Raw genomic sequence first — 16,464 nt, forward strand, 5'->3', positions numbered from 1 at the left:
ACCAATCCCCAATCCCGAATGCCCAATCCCGAAAATCACCGGTACCCCGCCGCCTGCAGCTCGAACAGCTCCGCATAACGTCCGCCCTGCGCCATCAGCTCGGCATGGGTGCCGGCCGCTTCGATGCGGCCCGCGGCCAGCACCAGGATGCGGTCGGCCATGCGCACGCTGGAAAAGCGGTGCGAGATCAGTACCGCGGTGCGGTTGTCCGACAGTTCCTTGAAGCGCTGGAACACCTCGAACTCGCTGCGCGCATCCAGTGCGGCGGTCGGTTCGTCCAGAATCATCAGCTGCGCGTCGCGCATGTAGGCGCGCGCAATCGCGATCTTCTGCCACTGGCCCCCGGACAGGTCCACGCTGTTCTTGAAACGGCGTCCGATCAGCTGCTCGTAGCGCTCGGGCAGGCTGTCGATCAGCTCGCCGGCCATCGCGCGCTGCGCAGCCGCACGGATGCGCGGCGCATCATCCATTGCCTCGACCTGACCCACGCCGATGTTCTCGCCCACGCTCAGGTGATAGCGCACGAAATCCTGGAAGATCACCCCCAGGTTGGCGCGCACATCGTCCAGGTCGTAGTCGCGCAGGTCCTGGCCATCGAGCAGGATGCGGCCCTCGTCGGGGTCGTACAGCCGCGCCAGCAGCTTGACCAGGGTGGTCTTGCCGGCGCCGTTCTCGCCGACCAGGGCCAGCACTTCGCCGGCACGCAATTCGAAATTCAGATGCCGCACCGTCCACTGCTCGGCGTCCGGGTAGCGGAAGCCCACGTCCTCGAACACGAAGCCCTGGCGGATCGGGCGCGGCACCGGCAAGGCGTTCGGGCGCGAGCGGATCTCCGGCACGATGTTGAAGAACGAGTACAGATCGTCCAGATACAGGGCCTGGCCGGCGACCTGCGAAAAGCCGATCAGCAAGCCTTCCAGCAACTGCCGCAGGCGCAGGAAGCTGCCGGCCAGAAAGGTCAGGTCGCCGATGCTGAAATCGCCGCGCACCGTGCGCCAGGCGATGTAGCCATAGGCCATGTAGTAGCCCAGCGTGCCCAGCGCTGCCAGCAGCGCACCCCACAACGCACGCTTGCGCGCCAGTGCGCGGTTGGCCTGGAAGAACTTGTCGGCCAGCCGACGGTAGCGCGCGATCAGGAAGCGGTGCAGGTTGAGGATCTTGACTTCCTTGGCCGTCTCCACGCTGGCGCCGACCTGGCGCAGGTAATCGAGCTGGCGCCGCTCCGGCGTCCACTGGAAGTTGAGCGAATAGCCCAGCGCATTGAAGTGCGCCTCGCCAATGAAGGCCGGGATCAGTGCCACCGCCAGCAGCACGATCAACCACGGCGCATACACCACCAGGCCCACCGCCAGGCTGATCACGGTGATGGCGTCCTGCACCTGGCCGAACAACTGGCTCATCAGGTTCATGCGGTTCATGGTCTGGCGCCGCGCCCGATCCAGCTTGTCCTGCCGGTCGGGGTCTTCGAAATCCTCCAGATCCAGCTGCGCGGCGTGCTCCATCAGGCGCACGCTGGCGGCGTTGTTGAACAATTCCGACAGCAGCGCATCGGCGTAGCCGACCAACCGGCCGAGCAGGTCCGAGCCGACCGCCAGTGCCAGTTCCAGCGCCAGCAGTTCCAGCAGGCGATTCAGACGGCCGCTGCCCAAGGCCTGGGCGAACGACTCGAATGCCGGCGGCTGGCCGACCAGGTGGATTGCCTCGTCGATGATCAATTTGCCGATGTACAGCGTCGCCACCGGCATCAACGCGCGCAGCACGCGCAGGCCGATGCTGCTGGCACTCAGCCAGCGGCTGGTCTGCCAGATCTGGCGCAGGAAGGGCGGGAGATTGCGCAGCGCATCCAGGCGTTCGCGCAGGGTAGGGCCGGTACGGGGAGCGGGCGCAGTGGCGCCGGAACGGGAAGCTGACATCGCGCTAGTGTGCCGCGCGCGACGTGGGCGCGGGGTGTTGGGCAATCGGGCAGGGAGGCAGCGCCTGCAGGAGAGACGTACCCATCGGGGTGCCGAGATTGCCGCCAGCCGCTGCCCGGCGATAGTCGGCCCGCCTGCCGACTGCCATCATCAGTGGCCCCGCGGCGTGCTCTGCGCGCCATCCGCTGCATCGGTCAATCGCAGCGATAGACGCCGTGCCCGGACGCGCCTGCGGTTTGCTCTAAAATGCCCGGATTGCCCCCGCCAGCCGTAGAGCCAGCCGTGACCTCGATCAAGCAGGAAGACCTCATCCAGTCCGTCGCCGATGCGCTGCAGTACATCAGCTACTACCACCCGGTCGACTACATCAAGAATCTGTCCGCCGCCTACGAGCGCGAAGAATCGCCGGCCGCCAAGGACGCCATCGCGCAGATCCTGATCAATTCGCGCATGTGCGCCGAAGGCCACCGCCCGATCTGCCAGGACACCGGCATCGTCACCGTGTTCCTGGAAATCGGCATGAACGTACGCTGGGACGACGCCACCATGGGCGTGGAAGACATGGTCAATGAAGGCGTGCGCCGCGCCTACAACCACCCCGACAACAAGCTGCGCGCCAGCGTGCTGGCCGACCCGGCCGGCAAGCGTACCAATACCAAAGACAACACCCCGGCCGTGGTCAACACCAAGATCGTGCCCGGCCACCATGTCGAGGTGATCGTCGCGGCCAAGGGCGGCGGTTCGGAGGCCAAGAGCAAGTTCGCCATGCTCAATCCGTCCGATTCCATCGTCGATTGGGTGCTCAAGACCGTGCCGACCATGGGCGCCGGCTGGTGCCCGCCGGGCATGCTGGGCATCGGCATCGGCGGCACCGCCGAAAAGGCCATGCTGCTGGCCAAGGAAGCCTTGATGGAGCCGATCGACATCGTCGACCTGCAGGCGCGTGGCGCCTCCAACCGCGCCGAAGAGCTGCGCCTGGAATTGTACGAAAAGGTCAACGCGCTCGGCATCGGCGCGCAGGGCCTGGGCGGCCTGACCACCGTGCTGGACATCAAGGTCAAGGATTACCCGACCCATGCCGCCAACCTGCCGGTGGCGCTGATCCCCAACTGCGCGGCCACCCGCCACGCGCATTTCACCCTGGACGGCAGCGGCCCGGTGATGCTGGACCCGCCGTCGCTGGAAGACTGGCCCAAGCTCACCTACAACCCGACCAATGCGCGCCGGGTGAACCTGGACACCATCACCCGCGAAGAGGTCGCCAGCTTCAAGCCGGGCGAGGTGATCCTGCTCAACGGCAAGCTGCTGACCGGCCGCGACGCCGCGCACAAGCGCATGATCGACATGCTCAACCGCGGCGAATCGCTGCCGGTGGATTTCACCAACCGCTTCATCTACTACGTCGGCCCGGTCGACCCGGTGCGCGACGAAGTGGTGGGCCCGGCCGGCCCGACCACCGCCACCCGCATGGACAAGTTCACCCGCCAGATGCTCGAACAGACCGGGTTGCTGGGCATGGTCGGCAAGTCCGAGCGTGGCGATGCGGCCATCGATGCGATCCGCGACAACAAGGCCGTGTACCTGATGGCGGTCGGTGGTTCGGCGTATCTGGTGTCAAAGGCGATCAAGGCCGCGCGCGTGCTCGCGTTCGAAGACCTCGGCATGGAGGCGATCTACGAGTTCGAAGTCAAGGACATGCCGGTCACCGTCGCGGTGGATTCCAGCGGCGAGTCGGTGCACAAGACCGGCCCGCGGCTATGGCAGTCGCGGATCGGCAAGATTCCGGTCGTGGTCGAGTAAGCACCGCCAGGAAGCGGCCATGCGCACCGCATTGCCGCTTCCGCCGGTATGCCCCCGCATGGGGCTGACTGTCGTTGCGAACATGTGTGTGTAACGCTGCGTTCGCATCGATGCGAACGCAGCGGGCATGAAGCGGATTCGCCATCACCGCAGGCGTACCGCCAGGCCGGAAGCGGCTATGCTCGACCTTCGATTGCCGATGTCCAGGGAGAACAGGAATGCTCCGACGTCTGTGCCTGATCATGGCGCTGTGCGCCAATGTTGACGCAGCCGCGCAGCAAAAGGCCGCGCCCACGGTGCTGTTTCCTTTGGGCAACTACTCGCCGCCGCCCACCGCACCGGCGCCGTTCGCCGAACCCACGCCACTCGAACCGAGCGCGACCTCGACACGCTTCAGCGGGCCGACGGCGGGCGAACGCTGCATCACCCAGTGCAACGACAGTGCCAGGCAGTGTCGTGCCAACCGCCCAAGCGAGAGCAGCTGCCGCGCGTCGATAGCGCCACGGGGAAAGCGCTGCGACGACGCGCAAAACCCGGCGCAGCGGGCCAACTGCATGGCGCAGGTCTTCGATTGCAGCCAGCAGAGCGACGACAGCCGCTGCGAACCGCGCAAGCTTGCCTGCCTGCGTGCCTGTACCGACAACAGCGGCCAATGAACATCGCAGGCGGCTGTCGTGTGCGTGTGGACGGCGCGCAGGTGTCGCCTCGAATGGACCAATCGCACCGACGGCGGACGCCGGCAACGCCTGCCCGATGATCGCCCCTTCGTTTCGTGACCTCAGCTGACCTCATCTCACCCGGGAATCCGCATGACCACCACGCTGTACCACACCCCCAGCACCGCCGCCCTGGTCGTGCATTGGCTGCTGATCGAACTGGATGTTGCCCACGTGCTGCATCCACTGGATTTCGAGCGCGGCGAGCATAAACAAGCCGGTTACCTGGCACTCAATCCCGCCGGCGTGGTGCCGACCCTGGTGCTGGATGGACAGGTCCTGACCGAGGCGGCAGCGATCGTGCTGCACCTGGCCGACCTTTATCCGCAGGCCGGGCTGGCACCGCCGGTGGGCACCCCGGAGCGTGCGGCCTACTACAAGTGGATGTTCTTCTGCGCCAACACCCTGCAGCCGGCCTACCGCGCCTGGTTCTACCCGCACGAACCGGCCGGCGCCGCCCACACCGACAGCGCGCAGGCACAGGCGCGCGAGAAGGTGGAAACCGCCTGGGCCCAGGTCGATGCGCATCTGCAGGCGGGCGGGCCTTATCTGCTCGGGAACACGCTGTCGGCTGCCGATTTCATGCTGACCATGATGATGCGCTGGTCGCGCAACATGCCGCGGCCGAGCGACACCTGGCCGGCCCTCAAAGCGCATGCGCAGCGTATGAAGGCGCGCCCCGCGTTTCAGGAAACCTATCGCCGCGAGGGCCTGGCGGACTGGACCTGAACCGGCGGCACGCGGCTGCGAACTCCGGTGCGCATAACCCCGGCCGGAGCGGTTCTGTCATGCTTGCCACATAGTACGATCGCGACACCAACCAGAGAGCAGGGGCTCGTCCATGTCGCATTCCGCATCCCGTCGAAAATTGCTGCAGGGCGCTTGTTGCGCACCGATCGCCGCCGCTGCCGGCTCGCTCCCGTTCGCGGTGCGCGCGGCGCCATCGAAAAAGACCGACCTGACCGCCGAGCAGGCACTGCAGGTCCTGCGCGACGGCAATGCCGCCTTCGTCGAGAACCGCCCCAAGAAGGTGATCTCCGACAGCAAGCGCCGGCTGGAGCTGGCCTTGGGCCAGACCCCGTTCGTGATCCTGGTGTCGTGCTCGGACTCGCGGGTTCCGCCGGAGCTGCTGTTCGGCCGTGGGCTCGGTGAAATGTTCATCGTCCGCAATGCCGGTAACACCGTGGACACCACCGCGCTGGGCTCGATCGAATACGCAGTGAGCCAGCTGGGCGTACCGCTGGTGGTGGTGATGGGGCACGAGAGCTGCGGCGCCGTGGCAGCAGCGGTATCGGTAGTGGAGCAGAACGCATTCTTCCCGGGTGCCATCGGCGCCATGATCGAGCCCATCGTCCCGGCGGTGTTGACCGCCAAGAGCAAGGGTAGCGATGATCTGCTGGGCGCGTCGGTGAAGGCCAACGTCAAGCGCACCGTCGATCGCCTGCGCGCTGCCTCCGAACCTGCGTTGCTCGAACCCCTGCGCGCCGGTGCCTGCAAGGTCGTGGGTGCCTATTACACGCTGAAAGACGGCAAGGTGGATTTCTTCGACGTCTGAGCCGCCGGCCTGTCATCGGCAATGCATGACTGCGCCATGCAGACGCAAAAAAGCCGGCAGCAATGCCGGCTTTTTGCGTTGCGCTTTGCGCCTGCGACAGGCTGCAGCCGCGCGGCCCTGCATTCAATTGCGTGCGGTGCGCCGGCCGGGCGCACCGCCAGGCCTCAGAACCACTCCAGCAACGACACGCCCAGGCCGATGTAGGTGGCCTTGTGGTTGTAGTCGATCAGGCTTTCGCCGTAGCCGTCGAACACCTGCACATGGCCACGCAGCAGGTTGGTGATCGGAAAGCCGTAATCCAGCTGCACCGAACCGTGCGAACGATCGCCGCCGCGCAGCGAATGGCGTGCGATCAAGGCGAACTCGTGGCCGTCCTTGTTGTAGACCAGGGTGGCATCGCCACGGCCCATGTAATCCTCGATGTCGGGATTATTGTCGTCGGCGCGGTCTTCCTTGATGCGGAACCACGGGCGCAGGCTGAGTGCCCAGTTCTCGCGATCCAGCCCGAAATTGAGGATCACCCGGTTCCAGGAGCGCGACAGCGGATCGGCGCGCCCGTTGGACATGTGATTGAGGCTGATGCCGCTCATGCGGCCTTTCCAGCCGAAGATGCTGTAGTTGTTGCGAAACACCAGCATCGCTTCGGGTTCGTAATTGGTTTCGCGGAACGGGCGCGAGGCATCGGAGTTGTAGGCCTGCCAGCGCGAGCTCTGGGTGTACCCCATCCAGATGTCCCCATTGTCGCCAAACAGGTCTTCGGCCACCTTGGTCTTGAAGCTGAGCTGGAACTTCAGCTCGGCGCTGTCCAGCTGTTGCGGCGTATTGACCGAGTTGGCCGGGTTGGGCGACTGCGGGGTGCGGTTGCTGTCGCTGGTCCAGAATGCCGGCAGCAGATAGACCGGCTTGTAGCCGCGCAACTGAAACGTGCCCAGCTTGGAATCCTTGGCCAGCTCCCAGCGGCGGTCCAGCAGCGAGCCACGCCCGGCATTGGCAACGGCTTCTTCCTTGGACGGGTCCTGGCCATCGGCACGGAAGAAATCGCCCACCCGGCTGAGCTTGCGGGCGTCATCCGGCTTGTCGGCCTGCTTGGCCAGTTGCGCTGCGGCATCTGCCTCCTGCACGGCCTGCGGGGTATGGCCCAGGGCCTGGTCGTAGCAGGCCAGGCGCGCCGCGTCCGAGGTCACCGAGGTGCAGGCCTGCGGCGAAGCCGGTTGCGGGGCGATTTCCTGCGCCTGCGCCAGCGGCGCAGCGGCCAGAGCAATCAGCATCAAGGGGCGGGTGCGGTGCTTGGACATAGTCAGTCGGGCCGAGGTGTTGCGCCGGGCAGGCGCAGAGATATGTAGCTTAATGGTCGCGTCTGCATACGCGATGTGTACACGGCAATAACATTCGTCGGTGCGATGTGGGCAACGCACGCGGTGTTGCGTCTTGCCACGATGCCTGGGCACGCCGCCACGGTCGGATGGACGCCGGCAGTGGGCAGCGCGGCTGCCAGCACGGCGCTTGCCAGGCATGTCATCGCCGCAGCCGGTCAGGCGTGGCAAATGCGCGTTTGCCGAACCGCTGCAGCAATCGCCAGGCGCTAGAAGAACCAGGCGATCGCAAACACGCCGAGCATGCAAAGCCCCAGTGCCAGCTTGGTCGCCGTGCCGAGCATGATGCCCAGCCAGGTCCCGATGCCGACCTTGGTGGCCTGGCCGCTCTTGCGGGTCTGGTAGTACTCGCCAAGCCAGGCCCCGGCAAAGGGCCCGACGAACAACCCGATCGGCATGAAGAAGATGCCGGCGATAGCGCCGATCACCGAGCCCCACAGCGCCGTCTTGCTGGCGCCCACGCGCTGGGCACCATAGGCGGTCGCCAGGAAATCGATCAGGAACGAGCCGGCCGTGATCAAACCCAGGATCACCAGCGCAATCCACCCCACATGGGTGAAGCCATCGGCCCAGGCGGCGACCAGCAGCCCGGCAAATACCAGCGGCAGGCCGGGCAGGGCGGGCAGGATCACCCCGGCCAGGCCGATCAGCACGAGCGCTCCGGCCAACACGTAATAGACGACGGTGGTGTCCATGATGGTTAAGAAATATCCTATTTCAGGCTTGACAAAAATGCGCAAGGGGTGCTTGAAAATTCGTTTTGCGTGGGTTAAGTTGCAGCCGCTGCTGTTTGCAAAGGTCACCGTGAATCGTGGCCTGATGCGGTAGATCGTTCGATCCGCTACATCCATGTACCTCGCTTCCTCCTTGCAATCACAGCCACCACCGCCAGTCCATCACAGTGTCGTAGGGAGTCAGTCGAGATGTCCAACATCGAACGCGAGAATGGTGTCGTGAAGTGGTTCAACGATGCCAAGGGCTTTGGGTTCATCAGCCGCGAAAATGGCGAGGACGTGTTCGTCCATTTCCGCGCGATCCAGATCCAGGGCTTCAAGAGTCTCAAGGAGGGGCAGAAGGTCAGCTTCACCGTCGTGCAGGGCCAGAAAGGTCTGCAGGCCGACGCGGTGCAGGTGGTCTAAGCGCCGCAGCGTGCCAGCACGTGGCACAGACAGCAGAAAGGCCCGTCACCGGGCCTTTCTGCTGTCTGCGGCCTGGAGACCTGCGCCGGTCAGCGCAGCACCACGCGGCCGTTGACCACGCGCACGTAGGCGTTTTCGCGGACACCCGCCAGATCGCGCTGGTTCACCACGATCACCCGGCCATCGTCCATGCGCACCTGCACGTCGAAGCTGTCGCTGGTGACGTTGTTCTGGATGGCGTTGCCGGCAAGCGCGCCGGCGGCGGCACCGGCCACGGCTGAAACGTTCTTGTTGCCCTTGCTGCCGCCGGTTTCCTTGGAAATCTGGCGGCCGGCGACGGCACCGACGATGCCGCCAAGCACGGCACCGGTGCCGGTCGGCGCGGTGCGGGTCGGGCCCACCTCGTCGATGCGGGTGACGATGCCGCAATCCACGCAGCGCGGCGCCGGCTGCGAATAGCCCTGGTCGTAACCGCGGTCGCCGCGATAGCTGCCGTACTGGGGCTGGGAGGTGGCGCAGCCGACCAGGGTTGCGGTTGCAGCCAGGCCGATAACGAGCAGTCGGGTCTTCATGAGGTGTCTCCGGATGGTTCTGAAGGCGGTCGGGGCCGCGGCGATGTCATCCTGGGATGGTCCAGGTGAACAGTCTGCCAACTGGATCACTCCAGGCTTAACGAAACCCGAGCGCCCTCTTCATCGGAAGTCACGGTGACAGGCCTCGCAGGCATCGGCGATGTGCGGTCCCGATTCCGCAACTGCCGCGCAGTCGGTGGCCGGCGCGGGTTGCACGCGGTCCAGCGTCGCGCGCAGCGCGTCGGCATGTTCGACGAAGCGGCGGTCCTCGCCGAGGTTCGCGAATGCGGGCTCAAGTTCGTCGGCAAGCAGGCGTAGCGAGCGCAGCCGCGCGCGTTGCTGCGCCAGGGTGCAGGTTGCAGTGGGCGGTGCTTGCAGGGCGCGCAGTTGGTAGGCCATGACCTGCATCAGGCTGTCCGGGACCGGGTCGCGCCTGGCCTGCAGCACACGCGCCACCATCACCGTGGCCACCAGTCCGATCAATCCCCCCAGGACCAGCATGAAGCCGTAACGCGCCGTGCGCGATTGATTGGCAGGGGAGTCGGTCATGACGCGTGCTCCGGCAGCGAGGTCTGGCGTTGGGCGGACGCGCGGTGGATGGCGCGCGTAAAATAGGGCGATGAAAGCACAATGGCGTGAACGCTTTGCCGGTATCGACCGGCTATACGGGGTCGGCACGGTAGAGCGCCTGGCCGCCTGTCGCGTGGCGGTGGTCGGCATGGGCGGGGTGGGCTCGTGGGTGGTGGAAGCGCTGGCGCGGACCGGCGTCGGCCACATCCGCCTGATCGATGCCGACGACCTGTGCGTGTCCAATACCAACCGGCAATTGCCGGCGCTGGCCGGGCAGTACGGGCGCAACAAGGCGCGCGCGATGGCCGAGCGTTGCATGGCGATCAACCCGGAGATCGAGGCCGATGCGGTGGAGGCGTTTCTCACTGCCGGCAATATCGAAACGCTGCTGGGCGATGGGTTCGATCTGGTGATCGATGCCTGCGACAGTTTCCGGGTCAAGGTGGAAACCATCGCCTGGTGCCGCCGACGCAAGCTGCCGTTGCTGACCGTCGGCGCCGCCGGCGGGCGTACCGATCCCACCCTGGTGCGCGTGCGCGATGTCTCGCGGACCGAACACGATGCGATGCTGGCGCTGATCCGCAAGAAGCTGCGCAGCGAGTTCAATTTCCCCAAGAATGCGCAGCGCTACTTCGGCGTGCCGGCGGTGTACTCGCTGGAAAACGTCAAGTACCCGCAAGCCGACGGCAGCGTGTGCGGGATTCGCCCCCAGCTCGATGCCGACGCCACCCTCAAGCTGGACTGCGGCGCCGGGCTGGGCGCGGCTACCCACATCACCGGCACCTTCGCATTCGTGGCGGTGGGCAAGGCGTTGGAGATGTTGCTCAAGCCCAGGACCACCACGTCCACGCCGGTGGCCGAGGCTGCGGCGGCGCCGTGAGCATCACCCGCGCTGCGGCAGTGCGCTGCGCGGACCAGGCCAGGCCGGCAAACCGAACAGGCGGCACGCGTTGGCCGTGGTCTGCTCGGCAATGACGGCGGCCTCTTCGCCCCGCAGCTGCGCGATGCAGTCCAGCACCGTGCGCAGCAATGCCGGCTCGTTGCGCTGGCCGCGGATGCTGGCGTCGGGCTGATCCGGTGCGTCGGTTTCCAGCAGCAGCTGTTGCAGCGGCATGCGTGCGGCAAGGCCGCGCAGGCGATTGGCGCGCGGGTAGGTGACCGGGCCGCCCAGGCCGATCAGGAAATCCAGCTTCCATAACTGCTGCGCCTGCTCGGGGCTGCCGGCAAAGCTGTGCACCACGCCACGTAGGCCACCGACTGCCTTGATGCGGGCGATGACTTCTTCGGTGGCCCGGCGTGCATGCACGATCACCGGCAGGTCGAAGCGCTTGGCCAGGCGTAATTGCCCATCGAAATAGTCGCGTTGCGCGCCTGCGTCCAGGCCGTCCAGATAGAAATCCAGACCGCACTCACCGATGGCGCAGGGGCGCTCGCGCGTGATCCACTCGGCCAGCAGCTCTAGATGGTCGGGCTGGTGCTGGTCGAGAAAGATCGGGTGCAGGCCGTAGGCCGGATGCAGTCCCGGCGCCTGGGAACAGACCTCGCGCAGGCCCGGCCAGCTGGCGGCAGTGATCGCCGGCACCACCTGCTGCAGGATGCCGGCCGCGCGTGCGCGCGCAATCACCTCGGCGCGGTCGTGATCGAATTCGCTCGCGTCCAGATGGCAGTGGCTGTCGATCAACTGCATCAGTCGCGGCGCACCGATGCCGGCAGCGGCGCCTTCCGGGTTTTCCAGTTCGCCAGCAGCAGCGTGGTCAGCCCGAACAGCAGTTCGTCCACAAATGGCACGACATCCGGCACCAGCACATCCACCACGAACAGCGTGGCTGCCAGCTTGAACAACGTGGGATAGCGCAGCTTGGCCGCCCATTCCAGGGTGCGTGCAGTGAGAGGATTTCGCATGCGAGAGCTCCGCCTGTTAGAAGTGCATGAAGTAACCGCTAGCTGAACTTAACCGAGCCGTTCATGAGCGAGGGCGTTTTCGTTCAGGGTTCACATGCTGGAATCACGCCGTCAACAACGCGGTGCGTCCGCAGGGAGCTGGTTATGAAGAGCAATACGACAACTATACTGGTCGCTGCTGGTGCCTTGCTGGTTGGAGGCGTGGCTACGGCCGCCTTCATGAATAATCGCCCGTCGTCGGGCGACTTTGTGGCGAATGGCCAGCCGGCGCCGCGCGGTCTGGAATACGCCGACGTGGTTCGGGTCGCCCCGATCACCCAGCGCGAGCCGCAGTACGCTCAGGTCATCAACAGCAACGCCATCCGCGAAACCACCACCAGCTCTTCGCCGCGCGAAGTGTGCCGCGACGTCGTGGTGCAGGAGCGCCTGCCCGAGCGCGATGGCAATGTCGGCGGCACTGTGGCCGGCGCGGTCATCGGTGGCCTGATCGGTAACCAGGTCGGTGGCGGCAACGGCCGCAAGCTGGCCACGGCCGCAGGTGCGGTGGGCGGCGGCTTCATCGGCAACCGCGTGGACCGTAACCATGTCGGCGGCCGCGTAGTGGATCGTACCGAGCGCCAGTGCCACACCGAAAATGCCAACTCCTCGTCGTCGCGCGTGGTGGGCTATGACGTGACCTACCGCAATGCCGATGGCACCACCGGCACCATGCGGATGGACAACAAGCCGGGCGAGCGCATTTCGCTGGGCGATGCCGACAACGTGGTGGCCTACGACGTGACGTATCGCTACGACGGGTTCGAAAAGACCGTGCGCATGAACGACAAGCCGGCGAGCGATCGCCTCGCGGTAGTCGATGGTCAGTTGGTGACCCAGACCGCCTCGACCGCGGGAGATGCGGGCATCCGTCAGGACGGCATGAGCAGCCGCCAGTGATGGGCTGAGCCTACTGCGTCAACAAGAGCCGGCATCGCCGGCTCTTTTTTTGCCCGCGCCCATGCGCACGAGGCCGCGTGCGCCCGGCAACTGACGGATACTTGCCCTAACTCCCTGCTTGGAAGCGGCGATGCCGGTGCGTGCCGATGATCTGTTTGATGTGCGTGCGCTGCTCACCGACGACGAGCGGGCGGTGCAGGATGCGGTGGCGCGCTTCACCGACAACCGCGTGCTGCCGGCCATCGGCGATGCCTTCGACGCCGCGCGGTTTCCACGCGAGTGGGTGCCGGAATTGGCGGGCCTGGGCGTGCTGGGCGCCAGCCTGCCGGTGGACGATGGCGGTGCGGGCCTGGGCGCGGTGGCGTATGGGCTGATCTGCCAGGAACTGGAGCGTGGCGACAGCGGGGTGCGCAGTTTTGTCAGCGTGCAGTCCTCGCTGTGCATGTATCCGATCCATGCCTATGGCAGCGAGCCGCAACGCCGGCGCTGGCTGCCGGAGATGGCCGCCGGCCGGGTGATCGGCTGCTTCGGGCTGAGCGAGGCGCAAGGTGGTTCGGACCCGGCCGCCATGACCACGCGCGTGGTGCGCGAGGGCGACGGCTGGCGCTTGAACGGTGCCAAGCTGTGGATCACCAACGGCAGCATTGCCGGCCTGGCCGTCATCTGGGCGCAGACCGATGATGGTGTGTGCGGGTTTCTGGTGGAGACCGACAGCCCCGGTTTCGGCGCGCAAGACATCTCGCACAAGATGAGCCTGCGTGCGTCGGTCACGTCGGCGTTGTTTCTGGACAACGTGTTCGTGCCAGAACCCATGCGGCTACCGAACGCGGCCGGCCTCAAGGCGCCGCTGGGCTGCCTCAACCAGGCCCGCTACGGCATCGCCTGGGGCGCGATCGGCGCGGCGGTGGCCTGCCTGCGCGAGGCGCTGGCCTACAGCGGCGAGCGCATCCTGTTCGGCCGGCCCCTGGCGGCCACCCAGAGCGCGCAGATCAAGCTGGCCGACATGGCGCGGCGCATTGCCACCGCCCAGTTGCTGGCGTTGCAGTTGGGGCGGCTGAAGGACGCCGGCACCGTGCGACCGGAGCAGATCTCGCTGGCAAAGTGGAATAATTGCCGCATGGCGCTGGACGTGGCGCGCGAATGCCGCGAGCTGCTGGGCGCGGCCGGCATCACCACCGAGCATGCGGCGATCCGGCATGCGCTGAACCTGGAATCGGTGATCACCTACGAGGGCACCGAAACCGTGCATCAGCTGGTGGTGGGGCGTGCGTTGACGGGGCTCAATGCGTTTTGACGAGGAGCGTGTGTTGATCGGCAAGGATGGGGTGGGACGCCTGCGTGGCGTGGTCTGGATGGTGTGGGTGTGGTGTGCGATTAGCGCCGGGGCGGCCGTACCGGCGCAGGCCAGCGAGGCGCCCACGATGGCGCCGGTGCCGGTATGGGTGGTGGCCGATGCGGTGCCCGAGCATGTGCCGGGCGCGAGCGGGCTGCGCTATGAGCTGGTGTCCGACCAGGTCGATCTCACCGGACGCGCGCCGCGCGCCTACCGGCGATTGAGCTACACGGTGCAACGTGCCAAGAGCCTGGACGAGGCCGGCCAGATTTCCGTCGACTATCAGCCGCAGTACCAGACGCTGGAACTCAACAGCCTGGACGTGTGGCGCGACGGCAAGCGCATCGACATGCGCGGCCGGGCCCACTACGCGCGCCTGCGCCGCGAAAGCGGGCTGGAAGATGGCCTGATCGATGGCGCGTTGACCCTGTCGATCACCCTGCCGGATCTGCGCGTGGGGGACCGGGTCGATTATGGCGTGACCATCACCGGCAGCAATCCGGTCTTCGGCAAGGGCTATCACGACGTATTCGATGCACGCTATGGGGTGCCGCTGGGCGAACGTCGGGTCCGCGTGCGTTACCCCGCCGCGATGGCGTTGCAGTGGCGCATCAGCGCGCCAGGCTTCAGCCGAAACGTCAGCACCGCGGACGGGGTCACGCTGTTGAACATCGGCGCACGCACGATCGCCGCCGTGCAGCCGGAAAAGGACGCTCCCGACGATGTCGACCCGTACGGGTTGATCGAGATCTCCACCGCCGGCAACTGGGCGGCGGTCGCGGCGTGGGCGGCGCAGCTGTATCCGGATGCATTCAAGGACGCGCAGGTGGCCGCCGGCATGGCGCAGAGCCTGCGGCTGCGCAGCGACGATCCACAGGGCGCGTTGCTGCGCGCGGTGGCATTCGCGCAGGGCGAGATCCGTTACGTCGGGCTGGACATGGGCGAGAACTCGCACGCCCCGCATGCGCCGGAAGTGACCTTGCGCAACCGCTATGGCGATTGCAAGGACAAGGCGACCTTGTTGATTGCGCTGCTGCAGTTGGCCGGCATCCGCGCCGAGCCGGTGCTGGTCAGCAGCGACAAGGGCGGCTCGCTGGACCAGCGCCTGCCCAGTCCGTACGCGTTCAACCATGTGGTGGTGCGTGCGCATCTGCCCCAGGGCGAGATCTGGGTGGATGCCACGCGTGACCGCGAGGACGGTGCGCTTGCGCAGCGCCGGCCGCTGCCGTTCGTGCGCGGATTGCCGGTGCTGGCCGGGCAGGACGCCCTGGTGGCGGTGCCGGCGCCCATGCCGACGTTGCCGCAGGTCGAAGTGGTCGAGGACGTGGTGGTATCGCTGCGCAAGCCGCAGCGCGTGGCGCGCTTTGCGGTGGACACCATCTACCGGCAGGGGCGCGGGGAGCAGGTGGCGTCGGGTTTCGAAACCAATGGTGCGCCCGCTGTGGGCGAGCACTATCTGGAGTTCATGCAGCACTACTACACCGCGCTGACCCAGGTGAGCGAGCCGACCATCGACGCTGCCGACGCGCTGAACGTGCGTACCCACGAAATCTATCGGCTGGAATGGCCGGCCAGGGAAGGCGACGAGCTCGGCTTCCCGTTGTTCCAGCTCGGCGAGTGGATGCAGGCCTTGCCCGCGCAGGCGCGCAAGAGCCCGTTGGCGCTGGGTGGACCGCAGCTGGCACGGCAGACCGTGCGCGTGCAGGCCGACCCGGCGGTGACCGTGGAGAGCGACACGCAGATCGTGGCCAACCCCTGGTTCCGCTTCTCGCGCACGATCGCAGTGCGGGATGACCGCCTGGTCATCGTGGGCGAATGGCAGCGGTTTACCGATCGCATTCCCGCCGGGGAGGTGGCACGTGCATCGGCCGACATGGAGCGTGCGCGCGACCTGCTGTACTTCAATCACGATCTCAAGCCGCGGCGGCGCTCGCAGCCACCGGACTGGCGTGCGCTGGGCGAACCGTTGGCCGGGCTGCTGGCGCTCATCGTGCTGGTATTGGCATGCCTGCCGTGGTGGCGTGCTGGCGGATTGGGCGGGATGCTGTTCAACCCGCATGGCACGGCGCAACGCATGCCGCAACAAGGCCGGTTGCGCATGAGCGCGTGGGCCGTGTTCGTCGTGACCGCGCTGGTGTCGACGTGGATGTGGCTGCACGCGCTGCCGTGGTGGATGCAGCTGGCGGGCATCGTCGCCGTCGGTGCGCTGCTGCCGCTGGGCTGCGTGCTGCTCACGTTGCTGTTGCGCTGGATGGGCAGCGCTGCGCGTTTCGATCGCCTGCTGCCGGTGATGGCCGGCAGTGTCCTGCCATGGTTGGTGTGCGTGCTCGCCGCGCTGGTGGCGCTCAAGGGCAGAGTGGGGTTGCTGCGCACCGGGGCCAGCGACCCGGCCGGCATGGCGCAGCTGTCGGTGTGCGTGCTGCTGCTGATGCTCGGGGCGGTGTGGTGGTCGATCAGCGCAATCCAGTCGGTGGCCGGCACGACCGGCTGTGCGCGCAGCCGCGCGTTCGGTGCCTGGGCGTTGACGCTGTCGCTGCTGGGCGTGCTGCTGGCGGTGCTGGGGGTGCCGGTCGCCATCGTGGCGATGGGCTGAGGCGGGATGCGGCCCACATCGGCTGCAGGCTCCTGCGCTGGCAGCGCGCACTCCGCCGGCGA

16 protein-coding genes are annotated in these 16,464 nt (G+C 66.6%); 9 read left to right on the forward strand and 7 right to left on the reverse strand.

Annotation, left to right across the window (positions count from 1 at the left end; translation table 11 throughout):
- Window positions 1-35 precede the first annotated feature (35 nt).
- On the reverse strand, window positions 36-1,913 hold the full coding sequence (locus tag RZV17_RS07360; RefSeq protein ID WP_184385113.1) for an ABC transporter ATP-binding protein: 1,878 nt from the start codon (window positions 1,911-1,913) through the stop codon (window positions 36-38).
- A 282-nt stretch (window positions 1,914-2,195) separates the two neighbouring features.
- Here RZV17_RS07360 and RZV17_RS07365 point away from each other — a divergent pair, with 282 nt between their 5' ends.
- The 4 genes from RZV17_RS07365 (at window position 2,196) to RZV17_RS07380 (ending at window position 5,984) form a co-directional block, all read left to right on the forward strand.
- Complete coding sequence (locus tag RZV17_RS07365) at window positions 2,196-3,713, forward strand: fumarate hydratase (RefSeq protein ID WP_355608288.1); 1,518 nt, start codon at window positions 2,196-2,198, stop codon at window positions 3,711-3,713.
- Between the two features lie 242 nt (window positions 3,714-3,955).
- Entirely contained in the window at window positions 3,956-4,369 is a 414-nt protein-coding gene (locus tag RZV17_RS07370; RefSeq protein ID WP_355608290.1) for a hypothetical protein, read from the forward strand.
- Between the two features lie 153 nt (window positions 4,370-4,522).
- The gene (locus RZV17_RS07375) at window positions 4,523-5,158 is read left to right on the forward strand and encodes a glutathione S-transferase family protein (protein WP_355608293.1); all 636 of its coding nucleotides are present in this window, start codon (window positions 4,523-4,525) and stop codon (window positions 5,156-5,158) included.
- Between the two features lie 112 nt (window positions 5,159-5,270).
- Window positions 5,271-5,984, forward strand: a complete 714-nt coding sequence (locus RZV17_RS07380) for a carbonic anhydrase (protein ID WP_355608295.1) — start codon at window positions 5,271-5,273, stop codon at window positions 5,982-5,984.
- A 164-nt stretch (window positions 5,985-6,148) separates the two neighbouring features.
- Here the strand turns inward: RZV17_RS07380 and RZV17_RS07385 are convergent, their stop codons facing one another.
- Together RZV17_RS07385 and RZV17_RS07390 are read right to left on the reverse strand one after the other, a co-directional pair.
- Window positions 6,149-7,279, reverse strand: coding sequence for a phospholipase A (locus RZV17_RS07385; RefSeq protein ID WP_047693564.1), 1,131 nt, complete (start codon window positions 7,277-7,279; stop codon window positions 6,149-6,151).
- A gap of 287 nt (window positions 7,280-7,566) precedes the next feature.
- Window positions 7,567-8,052: a DUF456 domain-containing protein gene (locus RZV17_RS07390; RefSeq protein WP_184440083.1), complete on the reverse strand. Its 486-nt coding sequence runs from the start codon at window positions 8,050-8,052 to the stop codon at window positions 7,567-7,569.
- Window positions 8,053-8,280: 228 nt separating this feature from the next.
- On the opposite strand from RZV17_RS07390, the gene RZV17_RS07395 reads away from it, so the two are divergent.
- Window positions 8,281-8,496, forward strand: a complete 216-nt coding sequence (locus RZV17_RS07395) for a cold-shock protein (protein ID WP_003483561.1) — start codon at window positions 8,281-8,283, stop codon at window positions 8,494-8,496.
- 89 nt (window positions 8,497-8,585) lie between these two features.
- Here RZV17_RS07395 and RZV17_RS07400 read toward each other — a convergent pair whose 3' ends face one another.
- Together RZV17_RS07400 and RZV17_RS07405 are read right to left on the reverse strand one after the other, a co-directional pair.
- On the reverse strand, window positions 8,586-9,068 hold the full coding sequence (locus RZV17_RS07400; protein ID WP_047693562.1) for a glycine zipper 2TM domain-containing protein: 483 nt from the start codon (window positions 9,066-9,068) through the stop codon (window positions 8,586-8,588).
- 120 nt (window positions 9,069-9,188) lie between these two features.
- Complete coding sequence (locus RZV17_RS07405) at window positions 9,189-9,617, reverse strand: hypothetical protein (protein WP_355608298.1); 429 nt, start codon at window positions 9,615-9,617, stop codon at window positions 9,189-9,191.
- 70 nt (window positions 9,618-9,687) lie between these two features.
- Between RZV17_RS07405 and RZV17_RS07410 the strand changes: the two genes are divergently transcribed.
- Window positions 9,688-10,518 carry a ThiF family adenylyltransferase gene (locus RZV17_RS07410; protein WP_104579970.1) on the forward strand — a complete coding sequence of 277 codons (831 nt, stop codon included), beginning with the start codon at window positions 9,688-9,690 and terminating at the stop codon, window positions 10,516-10,518.
- 3 nt (window positions 10,519-10,521) lie between these two features.
- Here RZV17_RS07410 and RZV17_RS07415 read toward each other — a convergent pair whose 3' ends face one another.
- Window positions 10,522-11,325, reverse strand: a complete 804-nt coding sequence (locus tag RZV17_RS07415; RefSeq protein ID WP_166752658.1) for a TatD family hydrolase — start codon at window positions 11,323-11,325, stop codon at window positions 10,522-10,524.
- Window positions 11,325-11,540: a DUF6116 family protein gene (locus tag RZV17_RS07420; RefSeq protein WP_184440089.1), complete on the reverse strand. Its 216-nt coding sequence runs from the start codon at window positions 11,538-11,540 to the stop codon at window positions 11,325-11,327. Before RZV17_RS07420 ends, RZV17_RS07415 begins: the two co-directional genes overlap by 1 nt.
- Before the next feature lie 144 nt (window positions 11,541-11,684).
- On the opposite strand from RZV17_RS07420, the gene RZV17_RS07425 reads away from it, so the two are divergent.
- The 3 genes from RZV17_RS07425 to RZV17_RS07435 all read left to right on the forward strand — a co-directional run bounded on the left by RZV17_RS07425 (window position 11,685) and on the right by RZV17_RS07435 (window position 16,402).
- A complete protein-coding gene (locus RZV17_RS07425) occupies window positions 11,685-12,476 on the forward strand; it encodes a glycine zipper 2TM domain-containing protein (protein ID WP_047693557.1) in 792 nt (263 codons plus the stop codon).
- A 118-nt stretch (window positions 12,477-12,594) separates the two neighbouring features.
- Window positions 12,595-13,770, forward strand: a complete 1,176-nt coding sequence (locus tag RZV17_RS07430; protein WP_355608303.1) for an acyl-CoA dehydrogenase family protein — start codon at window positions 12,595-12,597, stop codon at window positions 13,768-13,770.
- Between the two features lie 58 nt (window positions 13,771-13,828).
- Window positions 13,829-16,402 carry a DUF3857 domain-containing protein gene (locus RZV17_RS07435; protein ID WP_355609244.1) on the forward strand — a complete coding sequence of 858 codons (2,574 nt, stop codon included), beginning with the start codon at window positions 13,829-13,831 and terminating at the stop codon, window positions 16,400-16,402.
- The last annotated feature ends 62 nt before the right edge of the window (window positions 16,403-16,464 follow it).

Source organism: Xanthomonas cannabis (assembly GCF_040616535.1).
Lineage (GTDB): Bacteria > Pseudomonadota > Gammaproteobacteria > Xanthomonadales > Xanthomonadaceae > Xanthomonas > Xanthomonas cannabis.

What these genes read in the sequence shown, in the direction of transcription:
- RZV17_RS07415 (WP_166752658.1), bottom strand. Translation starts at nt 11,325, where the DNA reads ATGCAGTTGATCGACAGCCACTGCCATCTGGACGCGAGCGAATTCGAT.
- RZV17_RS07405 (WP_355608298.1), bottom strand. Translation starts at nt 9,617, where the DNA reads ATGACCGACTCCCCTGCCAATCAATCGCGCACGGCGCGTTACGGCTTC.
- RZV17_RS07360 (WP_184385113.1), bottom strand. Translation starts at nt 1,913, where the DNA reads ATGTCAGCTTCCCGTTCCGGCGCCACTGCGCCCGCTCCCCGTACCGGC.
- RZV17_RS07375 (WP_355608293.1), top strand. Translation starts at nt 4,523, where the DNA reads ATGACCACCACGCTGTACCACACCCCCAGCACCGCCGCCCTGGTCGTG.
- RZV17_RS07420 (WP_184440089.1), bottom strand. Translation starts at nt 11,540, where the DNA reads ATGCGAAATCCTCTCACTGCACGCACCCTGGAATGGGCGGCCAAGCTG.
- RZV17_RS07400 (WP_047693562.1), bottom strand. Translation starts at nt 9,068, where the DNA reads ATGAAGACCCGACTGCTCGTTATCGGCCTGGCTGCAACCGCAACCCTG.
- RZV17_RS07425 (WP_047693557.1), top strand. Translation starts at nt 11,685, where the DNA reads ATGAAGAGCAATACGACAACTATACTGGTCGCTGCTGGTGCCTTGCTG.
- RZV17_RS07395 (WP_003483561.1), top strand. Translation starts at nt 8,281, where the DNA reads ATGTCCAACATCGAACGCGAGAATGGTGTCGTGAAGTGGTTCAACGAT.
- RZV17_RS07390 (WP_184440083.1), bottom strand. Translation starts at nt 8,052, where the DNA reads ATGGACACCACCGTCGTCTATTACGTGTTGGCCGGAGCGCTCGTGCTG.
- RZV17_RS07380 (WP_355608295.1), top strand. Translation starts at nt 5,271, where the DNA reads ATGTCGCATTCCGCATCCCGTCGAAAATTGCTGCAGGGCGCTTGTTGC.
- RZV17_RS07435 (WP_355609244.1), top strand. Translation starts at nt 13,829, where the DNA reads ATGGTGTGGGTGTGGTGTGCGATTAGCGCCGGGGCGGCCGTACCGGCG.
- RZV17_RS07370 (WP_355608290.1), top strand. Translation starts at nt 3,956, where the DNA reads ATGGCGCTGTGCGCCAATGTTGACGCAGCCGCGCAGCAAAAGGCCGCG.
- RZV17_RS07385 (WP_047693564.1), bottom strand. Translation starts at nt 7,279, where the DNA reads ATGTCCAAGCACCGCACCCGCCCCTTGATGCTGATTGCTCTGGCCGCT.
- RZV17_RS07410 (WP_104579970.1), top strand. Translation starts at nt 9,688, where the DNA reads ATGAAAGCACAATGGCGTGAACGCTTTGCCGGTATCGACCGGCTATAC.